The sequence below is a fragment of the Rhodococcus sp. YH3-3 genome, from assembly GCF_001653035.1.
Taxonomy (GTDB): domain Bacteria; phylum Actinomycetota; class Actinomycetes; order Mycobacteriales; family Mycobacteriaceae; genus Rhodococcus_F; species Rhodococcus_F qingshengii.
Map to the genome: position 1 here is coordinate 75,996 of NZ_BCWH01000003.1, position 20,248 is coordinate 96,243.

Below are 20,248 nucleotides of genomic sequence, written 5' to 3' on the forward strand. Positions count from 1 at the left end.
CGGACGTGTCGCGGGGCGCACCCTTGGCGCCGCCGCGCTGCGCGCCCGATTCGCTGCGCTGAGCGCTCTTGTCGGGGGCAACACTGTCTTGCTTGGTCATGATCACCAGCTGTTTCTCGGTGTTGGGGCGTTGGACGATCCTTATCTTACTCATCAGTAAGGTCTGTTGTCGAGAAACCGCGAAATGATGCGCGTCATAGGCTCGAGGGGGGAACCGGACAGAGGGGCCAGATCGGATACAGCGGTACGTGCGCTACACGCCGTTGGTGGTGGTCCCGTGCCTGTTGATCGCCAGCACGTATCCGGGGGAGTATCGAGTTCCCCTCACCTACTGGATTCTGTCGATGCTGTCGGCGCTCGCCTTCGCCGTCGGCCGTCGATGGCCGGTCTTCGCGTCCCTGGTCATCTCGGCGCTCGCCGTTCCGATGTTCGTCGCCGACGCCTGGGGGCTGTCCGAGCTTGTTCCGTATCTCGGGGCGGTCGCCGTCGTCGACGTCACGATGCGGGCCGAGCGTAGAGAAATGGTTGCCGTATCGGCAGCAGGATGGTGCGGTTCGGTGCTCGCGGGGATCTGGTTCGAATCTCACGAAGCGTTCTGGTCTGTCACGACGGCTGTGAAAGTGCTTGCGTACGTGGGGTTGCCACTGCTGCTCGGGCTGTATCTACGCTCGCAGCGTGAATTGGCCGCGAACAATCTTGCGCAGACCCGCGCTGCGGAGCGCAGTGCGCTCGCCCGCGAACTGCACGACCTGGTTGCGCACCACATGGCATCGATCGTCCTGAGAATCGGCGTGGCTCAACATGTCTTGGCGCCCCAGGACGAGGCCGTGCGTGAGGTCCTCGCGGATGTGCGTGGGACTGCGTCCGATGCGCTGGCCGATATCCGTCGCCTCCTGGTCGCACTTCGTGATCCTTCGCTCGGTGAGGTCGCTTTGGTCGAGCCGGATGCCGTCGAGGCGGAAATCGAGGCGGCGATAGATCGTGTGCGTGCGGCGGGTTTCGAGGTGCAGGCAGTCTTCGATGCCCAGGAGAATGTCGAGTCAGGCGCCGCCGATCTCGACGCGATCGGGAGGCTGACGTTGTTGCGGGTGATTCAGGAATCACTGACCAACGTCATGAAGCATGGCGACAAGAAGGGGCTGGTATCGGTCTCGGTCGGTCGCGAAGACAACCGGGTGCATGTCAGGGTTGTCAACGACGTCGAGGGATCGCCTCGGAGTGCAGGTCATGGCCTGGTGGGAATGCAGGAGCGTGCGGAGTTGGTCGGCGGCGAGATGACCGCGGGCACCAACAGTGACGGGAAATGGGAAGTGCACGTGAGTATTCCACTCGTTGTCTCGGGCGATGTCTCGTGATCAGCGTGCTGATCGTCGACGACCAGCGACTTGTGCGCGCCGGTTTGCGGATGCTGTGCGCGGCAGCCGAGGACATGACCGTGGCCGGTGAGGCGTCGAACGGCGTCGAGGCGGTAGCGCTCGCTGCAGAATTGGATCCCGACGTGATTCTGATGGACTTGAGAATGCCCGGGCTGGACGGGATCGGCGCCACGCAGCAGATCGTCAAGGCCGGTCGTCGAGCGCGCATCCTCGTGCTGACTACCTTCGACGACGACGATCATCTGTATCCCGCACTCGCCGCGGGGGCTTCGGGATTCTTCGTCAAGGACACCGAACCCGCCGAGTTGCTCGGTGCCATTCGGCGGATCGCCGAGGGCGAGATGGTGTTCACTCCGGAACTTCTCCGCCGCGTTGTGGATCGAGCGGTGATCGGTGGTATCGCAGACACTGCTGTGACGGAGAAGGTTCCGTTGACCGATCGCGAATCGCAGGTCCTCGCGCTGGTGGCAGAAGGGAAGAGCAATCAGGAGATCGCGGACACGCTGCATCTCGGTGTCACCACGGTGAAGACGCACGTGGCGAACCTGATGTCGAAGACCGGTTGCGACAATCGGGTTCGCCTCGCCGTGTACCACTTGCAGAACTTTCAGTGACCGGAGTGCGAACCAGACGAAGGCATCGGCATGTCCATCGGCATGTCCATCTGCATCGGAGCCGCCTTCTGTCCCGGTTCGAGCACGAGGAATTGGCCCATCATCCCTTGGTCCTCGTGCATCAGCAGGTGGCAGTGGAACATGTACGGGAAAGTGGGATCGGTGTACTCGGACCACTGCAGCGCGACGCGAACCCTGCTGCCCGGCGGTGTGTAGACGGTGTCCTTGAGTCCGCGCAAGTGCGGCGGGGGAGTGCGACCGTCGACGTCGAGGATCTGGAACTGTACGTCGTGGACATGGAAATTGTGTGGCCAGTTGTCCTTGTTGGTGATCGTCCACACCTCGGTCGCGCCGACTTCGGCCTCGAAGTCTATGCGGTTCATGTCCATTCGTTGCCCGTTGATCATGTACCACTGCAGATCGAAGGTTCGGGAAACGCTTGCCTTCGACGGATCCAGACTCGGCAGTACGGCCAACTGCGCCGGGAGAGTCGACCGTGACGCGCGGCTGGCAACGCCCCGCAGTTCGAGGATGTCGAAGCGGTCGTTCATGCCGAAGTTCTCGGCTTCGGAGGAACTCACGCCACCGCCGTCCTCGATCGGGAACGACACCAGTGTGGTCGTCGCACCGGGGTCGACGCGAACCACGATCTCGGCTCGTTCGCCGGGGCTGAGCTGAATCCGCTTGATCGCAATAGGTGATTCGAGCAGTCCGCCGTCGGTGGCAATCAGATCGAACGTGCGGTCGTCGGGGAACCCCAGGTTGTAGAGACGGCCGGAAGAGCCGTTCAGAATGCGTAACCGGACGACCCCGGTGGTGACGTCGAGGTAGGCGTCGGAGATGCCGTTGGTGACGATCGTGTCGCCGAGCAGGCCTATGTCGGTCGGATCCGATTCGTCGAAGCTGCCGTCGGCGAGGAATCGACGATCCTGGATGATCAGCGGAACATCGTCGACACCATAGGTTTTGGGGATGTCCAACGCCCGCGTGTCGGCGTCGTCGATCAGGAACAGTCCGGCGAGACCGCGCTGCACGTGCCGTTCGGTGGATCCGTGCGGGTGTGGGTGATACCAGAGCGTCGACGCCGGCTGACCGATCGTCCACGCCGGTTCCCAGCGTCCGCCGGCTTCGATGGTTTGGTGCGGGCCACCGTCGTATCTGGCGGGCAGATGCATGCCGTGCCAATGGACGGTCGTGGGCTCTGCCAGTGTGTTGTCGATCGTGAATGCGACAGATTCTCCGCGTTCGGCGCGGACGGTCGGCCCCAGAATGGATCCGTTGAAACCCCAAGTGTCGGTGAGTTTTCCCGCGACGATCTCGGTGGTCCCGGCACCGGCACGAAGTGTGAAGTGGCGAACACCGGCGTCGTCGACGGTGGATTCGGCAAGCGGCGGAATCGGTAGCGGACGCGAAGTTCCGGCCACCGCCAACGTGGCGCTCTTCGCTGCCGGGTCGGCGCCGCAGCCCACCGCGAGCCCGAGGGGCGCTGCGGCCAGACCGAACAGAATCGTGCGCCTGGAAATCCGGTCGTTGGTGGCGACCGCGCTGCCGCCGTGCGGACCTGCGCCGCCGTCCAGATCGGTGAACGCGCCGCCGGCCTCACGGACCAATACGTCGAGCGCTGCCAGATCCCACAGGGAAACCTCGGGTTCGGCAGCAATGTCGACGGCGCCTTCGGCCACGAGGCAGTAGGAGAAGAAGTCCCCGTAACCGCGCACGCGCCAGACGTGGTCGGTGAGTTCGACGAACTGATCGCGAATTCCGCGGTCCTTCCACCCCGAGAGGCTCGAGAAGCTCAGGCTCGCTGACTCGCTGCGATCGACGGCGGATACCTGGATCGCCCGCGCATCACTGTCCCCGAAGGACGTATGTGCACCCAAACCTGTTGCAGCCCACCATCGCCGATTCAGTGCAGGTGCGCTCACGACGCCGATGACCGGGACGCCGTCCTCGAGCAAGCTGATCAGCGTGGCCCACACCGGTACGTTGCGGACGAAGTTCTTGGTCCCGTCGATGGGGTCGACCACCCACTGTCTGCCCTCGAAGACTGCGTCGCCGCCGAATTCTTCGCCGAGTACGGAATCCGCAGGACGATGCTCACCGAGCGTCGCGCGCACTGCTCGCTCGACAGCTAGATCGGCGTCGGAGACGGGGGTGAGGTCCGGCTTGTCGTCCACTCGAAGGTCGAGGGCGCCGAAGCGGGCGCGAGTGATCGCGTCAGCCTCGTCGGCGATACGGAGGGCGAGTGCGAGGTCGGATGCGCGATCGGTCACGGGTACACAACCTACCGGCTCAATCGGGGAGGACCTCGTTCAGCTTTCCGGTTGCGACGTCGAAGACGAATCCGCGTAGGGAGGTCGTCGTGGTGACGAACGGACTGTTCTCGATGCGCTTCAACGACTGACGGACGTCCTCGTCGATGTCGGGAAACGATTCGGCAGCCCAATTTGGTTTGATGCCGATCTCGTCCTGGATGGATCGCTTGAAGTCGTCGTCGGTGAACGTCAGCATTCCGCAGTCGGTGTGGTGGATGAGGATGATCTCGGTAGTTCCCAGCAGACGCTGGCTGATGGCCAGGGATCGGATCTCGTCGTCGGTGACGACTCCACCCGCATTGCGGATGACGTGCGATTCACCTTCCTTGATTCCGAGCACCCGATAGACGTCGATGCGGGCGTCCATGCAGGCGAGTACGGCGACGTGTTTGCTGGGTGGGAGGGGGAGCGGTCCGGTGAACTGCTCGGCGTAGGCGGCGTTGTTCTGCAGGTATTCGTCGGTGACAGTCATCGTTCCAGTAGGTTCCCTCGGAGCGAGGTTGGCAAGGCTTCCAGTCCCGGTGATCCCAATACGTGACGGGCGGCAGGGCCGAGGTCGGCACCCGGTAGCCTTGAGAACCGTGCATCCCGACGTAATTGCAGACCTGAACGCCCTCGACACCACCCTTCGCACCTGCGAATCGGTTGTGGACGTCGAGGAGCTGCGCCGACGCATCGACGAGCTCGAGCACCAGGCAGCCGACCCGGGTCTGTGGAACGACCAGGAACACGCCCAGCAGGTCACCAGCCAGCTCTCCCACGCGCAGGCCGAGCTGCGCCGGATCGTGGCACTACGCGAGCGACTCGACGAGATGCCGATCCTCTACGAACTGGCAGAAGACGAAGGCCCCGACGCGGTGGCCGACGCCGACGCCGAGCGCGCGAGCCTGCGAGACGACATCGCGGCGATGGAAGTCAAGACCATGCTCTCGGGCGAGTACGACGAGCGCGACGCGCTCATCAACATCCGCTCCGGTGCCGGCGGTATCGACGCTGCAGACTGGGCCGAGATGCTCATGCGTATGTACATCCGCTGGGCGGAGAAGCACGACTACGGCGTCGAGGTCTACGACACGTCGTACGCCGAAGAAGCCGGACTCAAGAGCGCGACGTTCGCGATCAAAGGCCCGTACACGTACGGCACGTTGTCCGTCGAGATGGGCACCCACCGGCTCGTTCGCATCAGCCCCTTCGACAACCAGGGGCGCCGTCAGACGTCGTTCGCCGAGGTCGAGGTACTGCCGGTCGTCGAGACGACCGACCACATCGAGATCAACGAGAACGACATCCGCGTCGACGTCTACCGCTCGTCCGGTCCCGGCGGCCAGTCGGTCAACACGACGGACTCCGCCGTTCGACTCACGCACATCCCGACGGGAATCGTCGTCACCTGTCAGAACGAGAAGTCGCAGCTCCAGAACAAGGTGTCGGCGATGCGCGTCCTGCAGGCCAAGCTGCTCGCGGTCAAGCGTCAGGAAGAGCGCGCCGAGATGGATGCGCTCAAGGGCGACAGCGGCAGCTCGTGGGGCAACCAGATGCGCTCCTATGTTCTGCATCCGTACCAGATGGTCAAGGACCTGCGTACCGAGTACGAGGTCAACAACCCGTCGGCAGTGCTCGACGGCGACATCGACGGGTTCCTCGAGGCCGGCATCCGCTGGCGCATGAGCGAGAACCAGTCCGCATAGCGTTCGGATACCGAAAGGCACGATGACTTTACTTCGACCTGGGCAGAACCTGCTCGATTGGCTTCAAACCACCGGTTTGTCCGTCCTCATGACCGTGCTCGGGGCGATGATTCTCGCCCGGTTGGTCAGTTGGGGAGGCAACAAGGTCACCGACCAGATCGACTCCAACTATCAGTTGGGCGATGCGCTGGTTCGTTCCGAGGCGACCAAGCATCGTCACTCGGTCGCGCAGGTCATCACCTGGGTGGTCATCACGTTCATCTACGTGATCGCGACGCTGAAGGTTCTCGACCAACTGAACCTGCCGATCGGAAGTCTCGTCGCGCCGGCGACCGTTCTCGGTGCGGCGCTCGGTTTCGGTGCACAGCGCGTCGTGCAGGACATTCTTGCCGGTTTCTTCATCATCACCGAACGTCAGTACGGCTTCGGTGACACCGTGCGACTTGCGATCACCGGCTCCTCCGACGACGCCGAGGGTGTCATCGAGGACGTGACCCTGCGCGTGACGCGAATGCGGAACTCCGACGGCGAGGTCATCACCGTTCCCAACGGGCAGATCGTGAAAGCGACCAACCTGTCCAAGGATTGGGCACGCGCCGTCATCGACGTTCCGGTTCCGGCGACCGCCGATCTCACCCGGGTCAACGAGGTGCTTCGCCAGGTCGGAGTCGACGCGATGGCCGACCGCGGACTCAAGAAACTGCTGCTCGACGAGCCCACGGTCATGGGCGTCGAAAGCCTGGAGGTCGATCAGGTCAACGTGCGGATGGTCGCGCGCACACTCCCTGGCAAACAGTTCCAGGTCGGACGCGCTCTTCGCGTCCGCGTCGCCGCAGCACTGCGACGTCAGGGGATCACGGTGTCACCGGATCTGCACACCGTACGGACCGAGGAGGCGAGCGAATGACCGATCAGGAACCGCGCCGCGGACTCGACCGACTGTTTCACCTGGACTGGCTCCCGTCCCGGATTTTCGGCGGCCGGATGCGAACCTCTACCTTCATTCTCATCGTGGCGTGGATATTGACGTATCTGTTGCATACGTATCTCAATCCTGAGGACCCGACCGCAGTGACACCACCGCCCAGCGTGGACACGTCGCAGACCGAGCCTTACGTCGCGCCCTCGGTCAAACCGTCGACGACGACCCCCGTGCCGTCCTCGACCGAGCCGACGACTACGTCCGAGACCCAGTCTCCGGAATCGAGCACGGGCAGCTCAGGTTCTCCGACGCCGACTTCGGGTCCCGCGCCTGCGCCGGGCAACGCCGAACAGTCCGCGACCACGGTGCCGACCGCTCCGGCGACGACGACCGTTCCCCAACCTGGCGCGGCGATGCAGGCACCGACGTCTGTGCCGCAGTCACCCGCGACCACCGGTGCCGGATAAGGACGAGGGTGCTCGCGCGTGGCGCCAAGGTCACCGTTAGATAACGGCTAGACTGGCTAGTTGTGATCAGCATGAAGAATGTGTCGAAGTCCTACAAGGCCTCCACCAGGCCGGCGCTCGACAAGGTCAGTGTGGAGGTGGAGAAGGGGGAGTTCGTCTTCCTCATCGGCCCCTCCGGCTCCGGCAAGTCGACGTTCATGCGGTTGCTGCTCAAGATGGAGTCGCCTACGTCCGGCGACATCGAGGTCGCGGATTTCCACGTCAACAAGTTGGCGGCCCGCCGCGTGCCGAAGCTTCGCCAGAGCATGGGCTGTGTGTTCCAGGACTTCCGCTTGCTCCAGCAGAAGACGGTCTCCGAGAACGTGGCCTTTGCGTTGGAAGTCATCGGCAAGCCCCGCAACGTCATCGCGCGCACTGTGCCCGAGGTTCTCGACATGGTCGGTCTGGCCGGCAAAGCCGATCGACTGCCCACCGAACTCTCCGGCGGTGAGCAGCAGCGCGTCGCCATCGCCCGCGCATTCGTGAACCGCCCTCTCGTGCTGCTCGCCGACGAGCCCACCGGCAACCTGGACCCCGAAACGAGCCAGGACATCATGCTGCTGCTCGAGCGGATCAACCGCACCGGCACCACCGTCGTGATGGCGACCCACGATCACCACATCGTCGACTCCATGCGTCGACGCGTCATCGAACTCGATCTCGGCAAGGTGACCAGAGACGAAGCGCGGGGTGTGTACGGCGTCGGCAGGTAGCGCCGACTACGACCACACGTCCCGTACGCCCACCGGTTGTCGTGAAACAACCGGCCTCTCGAAAAGGAATCGGATTCCCCGATGCGCGCCAGCTTTATTTTCAGCGAAGTCCTGACCGGCCTACGCCGCAACATCACGATGACCATCGCCATGATCTTGACGACGGCGATCTCCCTCGGACTCTTCGGCGGCGGTCTGCTGGTCGTGCAGATGGCAGGAAAGACCCAGCAGATCTTCCTCGAACGCGTCGAGGTGCAGATCTTCCTGACCGACGACATCTCTTCGGCCGATCCCGGTTGCGAGCAGGAGATCTGCAGTTCGTTGCGCAAGGAACTCGAGCAGACTCCGTCCGTCGTCGCGGTTCAGTACCTCAACCGCGAAGACGCCGTGAAGGACGCCACCGAGCGCGTCTTCAAGGACCAGCCCGAACTGGCAGCCCTGGTGAGCCCGGACAGCTTCCCGGCGTCGTTCAAGGTCAAGCTCAGTGACCCGGAGCGGTTCGGCGTCATCAACGACACCTTCGGTTCGAGGCCCGGCGTCGAGAGTGTGCTCAATCAGCGCGAGTTGGTGGACCGACTGTTCAGCGTGCTCGGTGGAGTGCGCAACGCAGCGTTCGCGATCGCGATCGTCCAGGCGATCGCGGCCATCCTGCTCATCGCCAACATGGTCCAGATCGCCGCGTTCACGCGTCGTACCGAGGTCAACATCATGCGGTTGGTCGGCGCGACGCGGTGGTACACCCAGCTTCCGTTCCTCCTCGAAGCCGTCGTAGCGGCCTTGATCGGTGCGGTGCTCGCCATTGCCGGACTGTTCACGGCGAAGAACGTCTTCATCGACGGGGTCCTGTCCGACGTCTACGAAGCAAACATCGTGGCGCGGATATCCAACAGTGACGTGCTGTTCGTCTCGCCGATCCTCGTACTTGCCGGTGTCGGAATGGCCGCGGTGACGGCGTACGTGACGCTGCGTCTGTACGTCCGCGAATAATCGGTTTGCACGAGCTTCTATGCTGGAACAGCAAGAACCATTCGACAGCAAGACAGCGGACTGAGAGGCCCGGACAGTGAAGGAAAAGGGCCGCAAGGTCATTGCGACCAATCGCAAAGCACGCCACAACTACACGATCATCGACACCTACGAGGCCGGCATCGCTCTCGTCGGGACCGAGGTCAAGAGTCTGCGGGAAGGCAAGGCGTCGCTCGTCGACGCGTTCGCCACGGTGGACAACGGCGAAGTGTGGTTGCGCTCGTTGCACATTCCGGAGTACACGCAAGGCACGTGGAACAACCATTCGCCACGTCGTACCCGAAAGCTCCTGCTGCACAAGCGTGAAATCGAGCACCTCGTCGGCAAGACCCGCGAGGGAAACCAGACGCTGGTCCCGCTGTCGATGTACTTCAACGACGGCAAGGTCAAGGTCGAACTCGCACTGGCAAAGGGTAAGCAGGACTACGACAAGCGCCAGGACATGGCCAAGCGCACCGCCGAGCGCGAGGTGACCCGCGAGCTCGGTCGTCGTATCAAGGGCATGCGCTGACCTCCATCCTGCTTGCCCTCGTGGCGGCAGTTGCCTACGGAGTCAGCGACTTCGTCGGGGGAGTTGCGTCACGACGAGTTGCCGCACTGCGTGTGGTGATCGTCTCGTATCCACTCTCGCTCGTCATCGTTCTGATCGCAGCACCTTTCGTATCCGGGACGCTGACGCCGAACGGTCTGATCTGGGGTGCGATCGCGGGCGTCACGAGTGGTCTGGCGGTCTGGTGGTTCTATCTCGCGCTGGCAACCGGCCCCATGTCGGTGGTCTCGCCGCTGACAGCTGTTCTGGTGGCGGGCATTCCGGTGCTCGTCGGCTTCGCTTTCGGTGAGCGGCCGGGGTTGATCGCGTACCTGGGTATTGCCGTCGCGCTGGTCGCCGTCGTCCTGGTCAGCCGCGAGTCGCCTGACGACACCGCGGGTGAGGTTGCCGGCGGAATCACCCTCCGCTTCACCAGACAAGTGGCTCTTCTGACCGTCGGAAGCGGTGGCGCATTTGCACTCTCGTTCATCGCACTTCACCAGATCGGCGAGGGCAGCGGGCTGTGGGCGTTGGCCGTATCTCGAGGTGCCGCGACCGTCGTGGTGTGGTTGGTCGCGCTGGCGGCCGGTCACTTCGTTCTCCCACGAGGCGAGCCACTCAAGCTCGCGGTGTACGTCAGCGTCCTCGACGTCGTCGCGAACGGGACGATGATCTACGCCTTCCAAGGCGGAATGCTCTCACTGGTCAGCGTGATCGGTTCGCTGTATCCGGCTGCGACGGTTCTGCTCGCCATGGTGATGCTGGGCGAGCGGGTCAGCCGCGTGCAACAAGCGGGAATGCTGTTGGCGCTGGCGGCAGTCGGCATGATTGCCGTCGCTTGGGCGTAGTTCCTTTTCAGCGGCTGTGACCCGTACACCCATCGTAGGAACGCGCTGTTTCATTCCTCGACGAGTACCCGGGCTACTTGCACGCCGGATACCCCGATCCGCAACCATCTGTCAAAAGAGTCCCGCGTGGTTTGAACTGGTCTCCGATTGGCGGAGTGGCCAAATTGGAAAACGCGGCGGCGGTGCGAGTTTGGTACCGCACCAAACTCAGGGCCTCGGAATAGCTCATGACGGCTCGACAATGCCCGCGGGCGAACCAAATTCAGTACTCCGCAGGAACATCCGAGTGGCCGCGGAAAGGTGGGCCACGGTTTCATCCGGATCTCCGATATCAGCGGTGAACACCTCGACTCCCAACACGACGTCGGGAGCCACGACCCCCAACGTCCGCACAATCTCCGCGATCGGCGCCGTTCCCTCGCCAGGAGCCAGGCGGCCGGTCATCGGTACATAGGGATCGTGGCGGTCAGGCTGGACGCGATCGCTGATCTGCACTTCGAATACCTGACCATGGGTAACCTCTGCAAGCTGGGTCGGCGTACCACCCGAGCGCAGAAAGTGCCAAGTATCGAACAGGATTCCAACGCCGGGGTGGTCGGCTCGCCGGACGATGTCCAACGCCGCACCGAGATCCGGTATTCCTGTGCCGGGGATGAACTCCAGACTGACACGAACTCCGACCTCGGCTGCGCGGTCGGCGACTTGTCGCACCGCCGACGCCAGCGCGTTTCTCTTCACTGTCGGATCACCCAAGAAATGGGCGACGTTGAGAGTCCGAGCGTGAAGCGCCTCAGCGGCTTCGAGACACTCGTCGAGATCTACCATGAGCTTGCGCCAGTGTGGAGGTACCTCATCCAGTCGAGCAGAGCCGGGTAGATAAGTCATGAGCGCATCGATCACGCCAACAGTCACACCTAGATCGTCCAGGCGCTCCCGCACTCGGGAGTCGGCACTCTTCACAATCGAATATTGCGAGGGATGAACAGTGATCTCTGGAAAGCCGCCCCTACGGGCCAACTCGGCGAGCTGTATCAAATCAGCGTGTGGGATGCATCCCCAGCAGAGGGCAGTGCCCTCGATTGGCTGCACAGCCTGGTAGGTCATCGATGGCCACTTCTCTTCGTCACTCACACACACTCGGAGGTGATGTGCTGGTCCTGTCGTTGCGACTGCCGGCGGAACGAATACGGTCGACGCGGCTTACAGGTTGGAAGTCCAACATTGGACTGCGAAAGCGAGCTACCAGTGCGCGGGCCGTTTGTTTTCTATCTGGCTGCTCAGTAGTCAAATCAGCAAAAGGAGTTGAACCGCAGACTTTCAGGGGCGCGAAGGCAGCGCCGCAAGAACGTCGTCGTCGAGCTTCCACTCCGCGGCGGCAACATTTGATCGCACTTGTTCGGGGTTCATCGCACCGATGATCACAGAGGGAACGCTCTCCTGCGCGCACAGCCACGCTATGGCGAGTTCGAGTATCGAGTGTCCGTACGCTTGTGCGAACGCTGACAGTTTCTCCACGTACTCGAAGTTCTCTTCCGTCGCCAGTGTGGCGAAGTACGGCGCACTGGCTAGTCGGCTGCCGGTCGGAAACGGCCGTTGCATCGTGTACTTACCGGTGAGCATTCCGGAAGCAAGCGGAAAGAAAGGGATGATTGACATTCCGACCTCGTGTGCGGCGGGAACAATGTCTGCCTCGATCGCGCGGTTGAGCAAATTCCATTCGACCTGGTTCGCCAATAAATGCGATGCGCCAGTACCGGTGGCGATGCCCTCGGCCTGCCTCATCTGATCCGCGGAGTAGTTCGAGCAAGCTACGTGGCGGGCTTTCCCTTTGGCTACCAGCCCATTCAACGCCTCGATGGCCTCCTCCAGTGGAGCATCGGGGTCAGGGACATGCTGGTAGTACAAGTCGATTCGGTCGGTGCTGAGTCGCCGCAAGCTTGCCTCACAGCTATCCTCGATGCTTCGTGCGAGTACTCCGGGCTTGTAATCGACCTCACGCGGGCGTGGAATCGCTTTGGTGGCGATTACCACCTGGTCTCGTTGACCTGCGAGCGCCTTGCCGAGGATTTCCTCCGAGCGTCCGTTTCCGTACATCGTCGCTGTGTCAAAGTGGGTGACGCCCTCATCGAGGGCGGTACGGACGACCTCCGTACTCCCCTCAGGGTCCAGTCGGGTACCAAAGTTGTTACACCCTAAGCCAATACGCGAGACTTGAAGATCGCGCGCGAGTTGTCGTAATTCCATGTCATTCCCCTTGTTTTCGCCACTTACGTGAATTCGTCGCCCCGCGAACTCGACGAATGATTGGACGCAAGATCAATTACCCTGCAAGAGCTCTGAGCGGTCGGCAGGCCCTGTGGGACGAACGAACATCTACATTCCATACATCGACAAGGTGGGTCCGCCGAACCACTTCATCGGAGCGATTCAAATCGTGCACGAGCCCGGACCGCAGTAGGAAGTGGTTTTTCCACTCATCGGGATTCCTCTTCTCGGTCATGATGATTCATCGGGCTAGCTGTCTCGCGCGGAGACAGGCGGCGCGGTACAACAGGTGGAATTGGTTTGGCCGGATTCTCAGTCATCTCTCAACGATGTGCACCCGCTCCACCGAGTCACCCGCTTGTAGATGTCCTCGCTTCTCGGAGAATTTTCCTCAGCCGCGTCTGTCGGCCGGCGCTGCGCGTAGGTGAACCCGCTCGCCCTGTTTTCCGAAGAGGCTGATCGCCTCGGCCGGCCGTCCGTCGGCAGCACTGATGCGGTGCGGGATGTGCGTGTCGAACTCGGCGGCCTCGCCTGCCCCCATGATGAAATCCCGGTCGCCGAGTTGGAGTCGGATGCGCCCGGACAGAACGTAGACCCACTCGTAGCCCTCGTGGGATCCCGGTTCGCGATCGTCGTCGGTGGGCGAGATGATCATCTTGTAGGCCTGCAGATTGCCGGGTTGACTCGTCAACGGAATGACCGTCATACATCCGACCGTCCGAGGTTCTTCGCGCACGCGCGGATCTTTGATCTTGCTGTTCACGAGGTCGTCCAAGGGGACGCCGTGTGCCTTGGCAATCGGCAGCAGAAGCTCCAAGTTGGCTCGGCGAGTACCGGATTCGAGTCTAGACAGTGTGCTGACGCTGATGTCGGTGGTCTCCGACAGGTCGGCCAGGGTCATCTCGGACTGCTGGCGCAACGCACGTAGGCGAGGGCCGATGCCGGCGAGAACGGCTTCGAACGATGTTTCGGTCATGCACTCATTTTGCCAAAGTGGCAACAGTGTTTGTCAAGACTGCGTTCTCTTGTCATTCTGGATTCATGACGCAGAACTCATTCGACGTAGCAGTAATCGGAGCCGGTGCGGCAGGCCTCAACGCCGCACTCATTCTCGGTCAGGCACGCAGGTCCGTGATCGTCTTCGACAACGGATCGCCACGGAACGCGGCCGCCGACCACATGAACGGATTCCTCTCCCGTGACGGCATGAACCCGGCAGAATTGTTTGACCATCGGCCGAGGTGAGGTCCGCAAATTCGGCGGCGAGTTCCATGACGGCACCGTTGTCTCCGTGACACGGGACGGCGAGAAATTCTCGGTAGAACTGGCTGACGGCATCAAGATTCAGGTGCGCAAGGTGCTTGTTTCGACGGGTCTGACGGACCGCCTACCGGTAGAACTCGAAGTCTTCGGCGAGCGTTGGGGACGCGATGTGTTGCACTGCCCGTACTGCCACGGGTACGGCGTGCGTGATCAGCCGCTCGGCGTGATCGCCAAGAGCGCGGAATTTGCGATGCACCAGGCGCTCATGGTTCGCCAGTGGTCCGATGACGTGGTTCTCTTCCTTCATCGCATCACCGAACTGAGTTCCGAAGATCGGGAAAAGCTTGCGGCTCGCGGTATTTCGATCGTCGAGGGTGAGGTTGCCGGTCCCGTCGTCGAGGATGATCGGTTGGTGGGCGTGCGGTTGGCCGACGGCAGTGTGGTCGCGCGTTCGGCGGTCTTTGTCGGTGGCGCCCTCACGATGGACCCCAACGATGCGATCTTGCGCGCATTCGGTGCGCAGCGCGCCGAGACGATGATGGGCGATTTCGTCACAGTCGACATGATGGGGGCCACAAGCGTGCCCGGCGTGTTCGCCGCGGGCAATGTCGTGGACCCGGGTGCCCAGGTCATCATGGCCGCAGCCGCCGGGGCGAAGGCCGGAGCGGGGATCAACATGATGTTGACCAACGACGACCTCGGGGTTGCACTCGCGCTTCGCAGTTGAATTGTGCGTAGCGTGGGGTGATGGACGCAGTGAGAGTGTTGATCACGGGTGCGACCGGATACATCGGCGGACGTCTTGCCCCTCGCCTGGTCGAAGAGGGTCATCGAGTTCGAGTGGTGGTGCGCAGCCCGGAGAAACTACGCGATGTTCCCTGGCACGATTCCGTGGAGATCAAGCGCGGGGATCTGACCGACAGTGCCACCCTCTCAGGTGTTTTCGACGATATCGACGTGGTCTACTACCTCGTTCACGCCATGGGTGGGGGAGGGTCGTTCTCGGATATCGACAAGCGAAGCGCGGAGAACGTCGCCGCCGCTGCCCGCGATGCGGGGGTGCGACGGATCGTCTACCTGGGCGGGCTTCATCCCTCCGACCGAGAGTTGTCGACTCACTTGCAGTCCCGGCTCGAAGTCGGTCGGATCCTGCTCGACTCCGAGGTTCCGACGGTTGTGTTCCAAGCTGGAGTGGTGATCGGATCGGGTTCGGCGTCCTTCGAAATGGTGCGCCACTTGACCAATCGGCTTCCGGTGATGACCACACCCAAGTGGGTGCACAACAACATTCAGCCGATCGCGGTGCGTGACGTACTCCACTATTTGATTGCAGCCGCGGCGACGACGCCGGAGGTCAACCGCGCCTTCGACATCGGTGGGCCGGATGTCATGCAGTACGGCGAAATGATGAACACCTACGCCGACGTCGCTGGATTGGTACGCCGACGCATCCTCGTCCTGCCCGTCCTCACCCCGCGTCTGGCAGGTCACTGGGTGGGATTGGTCACGCCGATCCCACGAGGTTTGGCGATGCCCCTGATCGAATCCCTGCAGAACGACGCGGTGATGCACAATCACGACATCGACAGCTTCATCCCGCCTCCCGCCGAGGGCCTCACGCCGTATCGAGAAGCGGTGCGACTGGCACTTCGAAAGATCGACACCGGTGAGGTGGAGACGGCGTGGTCCGGTGCAACGATCGCGGGCGCTCCATCCGATCCTCTTCCATCCGACCCGGATTGGGCCGGCGAAGCGGTCTACGTCGATCATCGCGAACGTGACTGCGCGGCGGATCCGAAAACCCTCTGGTCGGTGGTCGAGTCGATCGGCGGCGAGAACGGTTGGTATTCATTCCCTTTGGCGTGGGCCATTCGGGGGTGGATGGACCGCGCGGTCGGTGGTGTCGGACTGCGCCGGGGCAGGCGGGATCCACGCCGGCTCAACACGGGCGAAGCCCTGGACTTTTGGAGGGTCGAAGAAATCGATCGAGGCAAGTTGCTCCGATTGCGCGCCGAGATGAAGGTCCCGGGCGGAGCATGGTTGGAGTTGCGAGTATCAGAAGGCCCAGCCGGTGCCGACGGACGGCCGGTGGGTTCCCACCTCGATCAACGCGCGGTCTTCTTCCCTCGCGGGCTCGCGGGTCGGGCGTACTGGTATTCGATCCTGCCTTTCCACGGAGTCGTCTTCCAGGGGATGATCACCAACATCACCGGTGCCGCCGAGCGTGAGATGGCTGCAGTGCAGGAAACGGGTGCAGTGCAGGAAGCGGGTGCAGTGCAGGAAACGGCTGGGGCGAAGGACACGGAAAGTGCCGCCGATTAATTGGTATGACTTCCGAACTTCGGCGCGTTATAGTGAATAGCCCCACGAAAGACGCGGGGCACACACGGGGCTGAACGGTTTCGACTGCGTGTGTTGAGTTAGGGGAAGCGTGTCGGTGCAGGCAAGAGACCACCGTAAGCGTCGCTGCAAACCTATAAGCGCCGATTCCAATCAGCGCGACTACGCTCTCGCTGCCTAAGTAGCGAAGCGTGTCTGTCAGCCCGGGGTTGCCCTCGACCCGGTTCCTGGCATCAGCTAGAGGGCTTTACTGTTCGGCTCGGTCACGGAGTCGAATGGGACATCAAACAGTGACTGGGATCGTCATCCTGGCTTGTTCGCGAGACTGGGAGATCCAAGTAGAGACTTAGCGAACTGCACACGGAGAAGCCCTAGCGATTCAACGTAGGACCCGGGTTCAATTCCCGGCAGCTCCACAACAGGTCGGGCCGGAGAGCACACGCTCTCCGGCCCGACCTTTTTGCTGCCTTTTTGCTGCTGTCTTGCTGCGGCACTCTGCTGTGTGGCCCGGGCCTTCTTGCGATCAGGAGCCGAAGAATCCCAGGTCGACCGAGCCGACGAAGCCGGGAGCTTCCTTGGCCAGCGGCTTGCCGTCCAGATCGGCAGGCAATGCAACGCCCAGGCTCTTGAGGATTGTCGGGGTGATGTCGGCGATCGTGTACGAGTCTGTGTTCTTACCGGCCGCGTATCCCGCGCCGCGTGCTATGACGAATGTCGTTGCTTCCGCGGGTGTCTGACCGCCGTGCCCACCGGCGGGCTTGTGCCCGTGATCCGCAGTGACCAGTACAGTCCACTTCTCGCCGGTCTTTGCTGCGCGCTGATCGACGGCATCGACAATCTTGCCCACCTGAGCATCGACCGAGGCGATGGACTCTTCGTACGCAGCGCCGTTGGTGCCGCCGCTATGTCCCGCGCCGTCCACCTGATCGAGTTGGGTGAAGATCAGGTCAGGTCCCTTGTCTGTGATGTCGCGGGCGACGGCGTCTGCCGTCGCAGCGTCGGTGGCCGCTCCGGAACCTGCATCGGCCGTGGTGACGACAACGTCGGCTTTCGGTGTCCCACTGGAGGCGATGTTGTCGATGCCGCCCCAGGTGGAGATCGATTCGGTGAGGAGGGAGGGCTTTGCTGTTTCCAGTCGGGTGAAGACGCTCGGGTAGAGGTCGAAGCGGGCGCCCGCGTACGTGTTGTCCTTGACTCCGTGCTTGGTATCCCAGACTCCGGTCAGGATGGTCGACCACGACGGTCCGGAGATGGTGGTGTGGCCGAGGATGGAAGATTCTCCGCTGGTTCCTTCGGCGATCAGCTTCTGGAGGCGGGGAGCGTCGGCGGTCTTGATGTGGCTGAGCATAGTGCCGTCGAGGCCGATGACAACTGTCTTCTCGGCGGCCGACGGATTGAGGTCGGACGATCCGGGAATTGCTGCAGCAGTTGCAGTTCCGGCAGCAACAGCGCCGGCGAGGAGGAGTGTGATAGCGGCTGAGGTGCGTGCGATTTTCTTGGTCACGCTAAGCATCTTGCGATAGGACTAGACCAATTGCACTACCTGGATGTGAGGGTTGTCCTGTTGTTCACGGCAGATTCAGATTGGACTAGACCAATGTTTCCTCAGGCAGCCCAACCGTCGAGGATGACGCTGACCGCGTGATCGAGGTGAAGGGGCTCGCCGTCCCATCTTGGGATGATCGCGTCGTCGGGTATGTCTCCGCGCAGTAGGCCATCAGCGAATCCCTCGGTCGGTGGTGCTGGGTCGATGACGTCACCATTGGCGTAAAGGAACTCGAACTTCTGCTCGCCGAGAGCAGTGATCGTGAACTGGCCGTCATGCAGCGCGCGGTGGCAGGTGCCGCACAGCATGATCAGATTGTCCAAGTCCGTATTTCCGCCGCGTCCCCAGAATTTCACGTGATGTGCGTGTAAGAAGCGAGTCCGCCCGCAACCCGGTGTGCGGCAACATCCGTCGCGGTAATTCAATGCCAGCATTTGTTTGGCGCTGACGACGCGGGTCCTTCGGCCCAGATTCAAAACGCATCCCTCCTTTGTCGTTCCCAGGCGAAGTTTCGCGTTGCAGAGCACTTCCTCGGCGGCACTTTGGGGGAGCGCGGGTCCACTCGGTACACGGACGGTGTTCGCTTCGTGGAAGAACACAACTTCGTTCGCGGCGGCCTTGGACGTGCGGTCTGTGACTGCGGCGGTGGCGAGCTCTGCCATCGCGACGAGTCCTGGTCCGATATTTCCGGCCGGGTTCTTTGTGGCCTTCTCGTCGACAGGGCGGATGGCAGCGGTTCGGGTGCGTTCACGTTCCGCCGCCGCCAATGCTGCGAGGATTCGGGCGCCGTCCTGCGCGGGCAGGCGTCCTTTGATGACAAACTCGCCCGTATCCGAGTCCCAATGCCAGCGGACCTGAAGATGTTCGGGCGCTTTGCTTTTGCCAGATTCATTGTCGGTTGCATTACGCAGACCTGCGGCGAGACGATCGATCTGGGCTGCGGGCGCCTCGCATCCGAACCGAACCATCTGCTGTTCGTTTGACGGCGTGGTGACCCGGGTGAGTGCGCGAACCTTCGAGTAGGACAGCCGGCCTTGCTCGAAGGCCTTCCGCATCTCGGGCAAAGGTCGGAGCGCTTTGGCGACGCGAACATATTCCCTGCCGGTGTGCAGGCTCATTCCACATTTCCACGACAGCCAGTGGGCGCACGAATGAAGTCCAGGGCCGGTCCAGCCGCGGTCTTCGTCGAATTTTGACAGGAGGGTAAGGAATCGAGCCGTGGCCGCGGCGATCTGGCCGGCGAGAGCGCAGATTTCGGAGCCGAGTTGCTCTACGTCGCTTCGGGTGGAACCCTGCGTTTCTTCATTGATCAGTGCTGCGGTATCGGTCAGTGCTGCGTTCATCGTTGCCCCCCGGCGCGTGTCCGACAATGTTTCGAATGTACGTTCGATAGTAGATGCCAGTACCGACACACATCCGTGGATGAGGACGGAAAGCGTCCCCGCGGGGACGTCTAACCGCTGCCGATCGAGTACTCGGCGTAGGTACCGACATCCTCGAAGCCGACGTTTCGATAGAGCTGTGCGCCGTCGCTGGACGCCTGAAGTACAGCGGTTCGGGCACCTCGCTCGCGGGCGATGTCGAGTGCGGCAAGGGTGACCGCCGAGCCGAATCCGCGTCGGCGCGCCGTTTCGAGTGTGACGACCCCATACAGTCCGGCGACGTCGGCGGCAAAATGGACCTCGGCTCCGGCGACAGGCTGGGAGTTCGCGTATCCCACGACAAACGAACTCCGCGAGCGCTCATCGAGGATGTCATCGGCGGTGTCTTCGAAGAAACCTATTACTGCGGTTGAGGGCGGCGACCAATTGGCGGCCATCACGGCGGCATAGTCGGCGAGCTGCGAACGAGTCGTCACTCGCTGAACGCACAGTTCTGCGACAGGCGTTGGGCGTGGGACGACGTCCAAGTCTGCCGTCATCGCTCTTTCTTCCTCGGAGCGCACGCAGCCGAGGGCTGACAAGCGAGCGCCGAGGTCAGAGGGCTTGTCGCGCGGACCCGTCCACCAGGAGAACGGACGACCGGTTGCTCGAAGCCACGCGAGTACGTCGAGTAGTCGTCGGTCTTCTTCCGGGCCTTCAGCAGCAGGTACAGCGAAGCGCGCACCAGCGATGATGTTGAAAGTGTCGTCGGTGAGGCCGCTGTCTGCGACGACAACATCTGCAGAGACCGTGACCGATCCCGTCGGCAAGTGTTCATGCAGGTGGCAGGCATGGGATACCAAATTGGCGTCCATGGCGTCGAGGACATCGCCGACGAGTGCTTCACGATTCACAAAAGAAATTCTACGAACCCCA

General features: G+C 62.3%; 18 protein-coding genes, 1 other RNA gene and 1 pseudogene. 12 read left to right on the plus strand and 8 right to left on the minus strand.

Going from position 1 to position 20,248, the window contains the following annotated elements; all coding sequences use genetic code 11:
- The first annotated feature begins 248 nt into the window (after positions 1-248).
- Positions 249-1,355, plus strand: coding sequence for a sensor histidine kinase (locus YH3_RS25455; protein WP_007731281.1), 1,107 nt, complete (start codon positions 249-251; stop codon positions 1,353-1,355).
- On the plus strand, positions 1,352-1,990 hold the full coding sequence (locus YH3_RS25460; protein WP_042450085.1) for a response regulator transcription factor: 639 nt from the start codon (positions 1,352-1,354) through the stop codon (positions 1,988-1,990). Before YH3_RS25455 ends, YH3_RS25460 begins: the two co-directional genes overlap by 4 nt.
- Here YH3_RS25460 and YH3_RS25465 read toward each other — a convergent pair.
- Together YH3_RS25465 and YH3_RS25470 are read right to left on the minus strand one after the other, a co-directional pair.
- Positions 1,984-4,263, minus strand: coding sequence for an inositol monophosphatase family protein (locus YH3_RS25465; RefSeq protein ID WP_238592703.1), 2,280 nt, complete (start codon positions 4,261-4,263; stop codon positions 1,984-1,986). The two genes, YH3_RS25460 and YH3_RS25465, sit on opposite strands and share 7 nt — an antisense overlap.
- A 19-nt stretch (positions 4,264-4,282) precedes the next feature.
- The gene (locus YH3_RS25470; protein WP_058226491.1) at positions 4,283-4,777 is read right to left on the minus strand and encodes a carbonic anhydrase; all 495 of its coding nucleotides are present in this window, start codon (positions 4,775-4,777) and stop codon (positions 4,283-4,285) included.
- Between the two features lie 109 nt (positions 4,778-4,886).
- Here YH3_RS25470 and prfB point away from each other — a divergent pair, with 109 nt between their 5' ends.
- The 7 genes from prfB (at position 4,887) to YH3_RS25505 (ending at position 10,537) form a co-directional block, all read left to right on the plus strand.
- The gene (prfB, locus tag YH3_RS25475; protein ID WP_003942364.1) at positions 4,887-5,993 is read left to right on the plus strand and encodes a peptide chain release factor 2; all 1,107 of its coding nucleotides are present in this window, start codon (positions 4,887-4,889) and stop codon (positions 5,991-5,993) included.
- 22 nt (positions 5,994-6,015) lie between these two features.
- Positions 6,016-6,900 (plus strand): mechanosensitive ion channel family protein, encoded by an 885-nt coding sequence (locus tag YH3_RS25480; protein ID WP_003942304.1) that lies wholly within the window; start codon positions 6,016-6,018, stop codon positions 6,898-6,900.
- Positions 6,897-7,382: a hypothetical protein gene (locus tag YH3_RS35075; protein WP_082920654.1), complete on the plus strand. Its 486-nt coding sequence runs from the start codon at positions 6,897-6,899 to the stop codon at positions 7,380-7,382. The genes YH3_RS25480 and YH3_RS35075 overlap by 4 nt, the downstream gene beginning before the upstream one ends.
- Positions 7,383-7,453: 71 nt before the next feature.
- Entirely contained in the window at positions 7,454-8,134 is a 681-nt protein-coding gene (gene ftsE / locus YH3_RS25490) for a cell division ATP-binding protein FtsE (protein WP_020969258.1), read from the plus strand.
- An 81-nt stretch (positions 8,135-8,215) separates the two neighbouring features.
- Positions 8,216-9,121, plus strand: a complete 906-nt coding sequence (gene ftsX, locus YH3_RS25495) for a permease-like cell division protein FtsX (RefSeq protein WP_003942367.1) — start codon at positions 8,216-8,218, stop codon at positions 9,119-9,121.
- Between the two features lie 76 nt (positions 9,122-9,197).
- A complete protein-coding gene (smpB, locus tag YH3_RS25500) occupies positions 9,198-9,671 on the plus strand; it encodes an SsrA-binding protein SmpB (RefSeq protein WP_003942330.1) in 474 nt (157 codons plus the stop codon).
- A gap of 8 nt (positions 9,672-9,679) precedes the next feature.
- Entirely contained in the window at positions 9,680-10,537 is an 858-nt protein-coding gene (locus YH3_RS25505) for a DMT family transporter (RefSeq protein ID WP_082920655.1), read from the plus strand.
- A 225-nt stretch (positions 10,538-10,762) separates the two neighbouring features.
- On the opposite strand, the gene YH3_RS25510 is transcribed toward YH3_RS25505, so the two are convergent.
- From YH3_RS25510 to YH3_RS25520, 3 genes are all read right to left on the minus strand, one after another.
- Positions 10,763-11,641: a sugar phosphate isomerase/epimerase gene (locus tag YH3_RS25510; protein WP_154100330.1), complete on the minus strand. Its 879-nt coding sequence runs from the start codon at positions 11,639-11,641 to the stop codon at positions 10,763-10,765.
- A gap of 213 nt (positions 11,642-11,854) precedes the next feature.
- The gene (locus tag YH3_RS25515; protein WP_064444291.1) at positions 11,855-12,781 is read right to left on the minus strand and encodes an aldo/keto reductase; all 927 of its coding nucleotides are present in this window, start codon (positions 12,779-12,781) and stop codon (positions 11,855-11,857) included.
- 412 nt (positions 12,782-13,193) lie between these two features.
- A complete protein-coding gene (locus YH3_RS25520; protein ID WP_030534979.1) occupies positions 13,194-13,778 on the minus strand; it encodes a helix-turn-helix domain-containing protein in 585 nt (194 codons plus the stop codon).
- Between the two features lie 65 nt (positions 13,779-13,843).
- Here YH3_RS25520 and YH3_RS25525 point away from each other — a divergent pair.
- From YH3_RS25525 to ssrA, 3 genes and pseudogenes are all read left to right on the plus strand, one after another.
- A pseudogene (locus tag YH3_RS25525) lies at positions 13,844-14,792 on the plus strand (NAD(P)/FAD-dependent oxidoreductase).
- Between the two features lie 20 nt (positions 14,793-14,812).
- Positions 14,813-16,387, plus strand: coding sequence for an SDR family oxidoreductase (locus tag YH3_RS25530; RefSeq protein WP_064444292.1), 1,575 nt, complete (start codon positions 14,813-14,815; stop codon positions 16,385-16,387).
- Between the two features lie 66 nt (positions 16,388-16,453).
- Positions 16,454-16,824, plus strand: a transfer-messenger RNA (tmRNA) gene (gene ssrA / locus YH3_RS25535).
- A 104-nt stretch (positions 16,825-16,928) separates the two neighbouring features.
- Here the strand turns inward: ssrA and YH3_RS25540 are convergent.
- The 3 genes from YH3_RS25540 to YH3_RS25550 all read right to left on the minus strand — a co-directional run bounded on the left by YH3_RS25540 (position 16,929) and on the right by YH3_RS25550 (position 20,226).
- Complete coding sequence (locus tag YH3_RS25540) at positions 16,929-17,909, minus strand: alkaline phosphatase family protein (protein ID WP_003942284.1); 981 nt, start codon at positions 17,907-17,909, stop codon at positions 16,929-16,931.
- 101 nt (positions 17,910-18,010) lie between these two features.
- Positions 18,011-19,294, minus strand: a complete 1,284-nt coding sequence (locus YH3_RS25545; RefSeq protein WP_064444293.1) for an HNH endonuclease signature motif containing protein — start codon at positions 19,292-19,294, stop codon at positions 18,011-18,013.
- A gap of 110 nt (positions 19,295-19,404) precedes the next feature.
- Positions 19,405-20,226 (minus strand): GNAT family N-acetyltransferase, encoded by an 822-nt coding sequence (locus YH3_RS25550; protein WP_198174633.1) that lies wholly within the window; start codon positions 20,224-20,226, stop codon positions 19,405-19,407.
- Positions 20,227-20,248: the final 22 nt, after the last annotated feature.